The sequence below is a fragment of the Pseudomonas sp. P20 genome (assembly GCF_016463925.1).
Taxonomy (GTDB): domain Bacteria; phylum Pseudomonadota; class Gammaproteobacteria; order Pseudomonadales; family Pseudomonadaceae; genus Pseudomonas; species Pseudomonas aeruginosa.
In genome coordinates this window covers 1-2,415 of sequence record NZ_JAEMVM010000110.1, presented here as the reverse complement: position 1 = coordinate 2,415, position 2,415 = coordinate 1, and the positions used below count along the sequence as shown (strand labels likewise).

General features: G+C 51.8%; 1 protein-coding gene. It reads right to left on the bottom strand.

Going from position 1 to position 2,415, the window contains the following annotated elements:
- The coding region (locus tag JHD77_RS31995) for a Tn3-like element Tn3 family transposase (protein ID WP_199506576.1) at positions 1–2,415 on the bottom strand (2,415 nt) is incomplete at both ends.

Sequence of the window (2,415 nt, the reverse complement as noted above, 5' to 3'; positions counted from 1 at the left end):
GCTAACTTTGCAACAGTGCCCTATTTTTCGGGGATCTGATTGCCCTCTGGCAATATCATTCAGCACGCCATAGTTGGCATCATGGTCCATTCGCCAGAAAACCGAAGCACCGGCATCAGCCAGGCGTGGAGAAAACTGGTATCCCAGCAGCCAGAAAAGGCCAAAGACAAGTTCGCTGGTACCTGCTGTATCGGTCATAATTTCGGTTGGATTCAGCCCGGTCTCCTGTTCCAGAAGGCCTTCCAGCACAAAGATAGAGTCCCTCAGCGTCCCCGGTATAACGATGCCATGAAAGCCGGAATACTGATCGGACACAAAGTTGTACCAGGTGATCCCTCTGTTATTACCAAAGTATTTGCGGTTCGGTCCGGCATTGATTGTTCTGACTGGCGTAACAAAGCGCATTCCATCTGCAGATGCCACTTCTCCGCCACCCCATATCTGTGCCAGTGGCAGCGTTGCCTGAAAATCAACCAGTCTGGCATTAGCGCTGGTGATAGTTTCAGCCCGCAGATAGTTCGCTTTTGTCCAGTTCAGCCGGTGTCGGGTCAGTGCAGGAACATTTGATCTGATCAGTGGTTCCAGACCGATATTGCAGGCTTCAGCCATCAGCACGGCGCTGATGCTGACGGGCAGATCATCAACTCTGGCACTGGCTTCACTAGCATGGAAAAACTCATCAGCAAATCCGGTATGGGCGTTAATTTCGAGCAGCAACTCCGTTAAATCCACCGGAGGGAGCAGATCACTGATCATTTTGCTCAGTCGTTTCAGACTGTCCGGCTCATCAAGACTGGCGAGGGGAGAAATTGTCAACCGGGGCTTCGGGCCAGAAACATCGAGTTCGACAGCCTCATTTTCGCCAAGACGTGCAGCAACCTGTCTGTAACGACTATCAAGCTGATGACCCAGAGATTTTATTGCTTCCTGCGGGTCTGTCGGGTGTCCCAGAGAACGATAAACCTTAATCCGGTTTGCCTGCCAGTCAGCACCCTGTAGTAATCTTGCTCGGGGATCTCCCCACCGGTTACTGCCGGTAACGTAGACATCCCTCCGCCTCAGACTATCCTGCAGTTTACTGAGAAAGCAGAGCGTGTATCCCCTGCGGGTGATATGTTTTTCCTTGTTAATCACCAGCCGTTTCCATGACCGACTGATAATTTCCGTTGGTGCGTCGTCAAAAAACTGCCGCCGTGAGCTGAACTCCCGGCTGAGGTAGTCACAGGCATTCAGAGTGGTAACCCCGGCAGGTGCGGATGAAAATTTAACGGTATTCAGCAGATGGGGCAGGAAACGACGAACGCGCCCGTACTGCTCCACCATTTCTTCATGAAAATTATCGTCTGAGGGCCGGGCAATTTCACGGACAAGCGTGATGATTTCAGCCAGCTTTTGCCTGGGGATGTAGCTGAACACCTCAGCACGAATCGATTCGTCCGGTGTTTCTTCTTTCAGCAGGTACGAACATGCGCTGGCGAGCGCCAATGCAGATTTATCCAGATCCTTCAGCGAGCGGAGCCGTTTTTTCTGCCCAATCTTTCTGGCGTCACGGATGATAACGGCCAGCATGGCGTCCAGAACGTCCAGTGCATCATCCAACGCCAGCGTTTCCCATGCAAGGACAAAGGCAACCAGAACCGCCATCCTTTTCTGCGGTGACATCCTGGCAATATTGAACACCGAAGTCATACCAGCATAACGTGCGAGATTTTTCAGGCGCACAGCCGGGAGTGTACTCAGGTTGTCAGCATGCAAGCCAAAATCGTTCAGAGTTTTCCAGCGTTCAATTGCTTCATTAAACGCCGGGCCACTGATGGTCACAGGGCCTTTTTTCAGTGATTCCAGTAAAGACAGGCGGCTGCAATCAGTTGGCCCCAGCAGCATCTCCAGCTGTGAACGTTGTTCGGCTGACGGTATCAGTGCCAGTTTGTTCCACAGGCGCAACGTCGCCTTTTCCCTTACCTCTGAAATCAACCGGGTCAGCGTAGTGGCTCCGGGGAGAATAATACGATGTTGCATAAGCCACCCTGTCGCCAGATCGAAAAGCAGGCCAGGACGTTCGTTGCTTATCCAGCTCCGGGTATATAAAAGACGGGTAAGGCGAAATGTCCAGGGCCAGGCAAATTCACGATACTGATAGTGCTGACGTATCAGCGCTGCATGCTCACGGCGGGTATTTTCCCTCTGACCGTATTCTGCAAGAACGGTGATATCACGAATCCCGAGCTGTCTGGCGGTAAAATGCCGGACGCCGGAAGGAATATGATTCATATCGGTGAGGAAGGTGCCCAGAAAACGGACACATCCAATTTGCAGGGCAATGCCCAGACGGTTGTGATCACCTCTGCTTTTTCCGATAAATTCCTTGTCTGCTTCATCAAGATGAAAATATCGGGCACTGTTGCAAATAGTCGG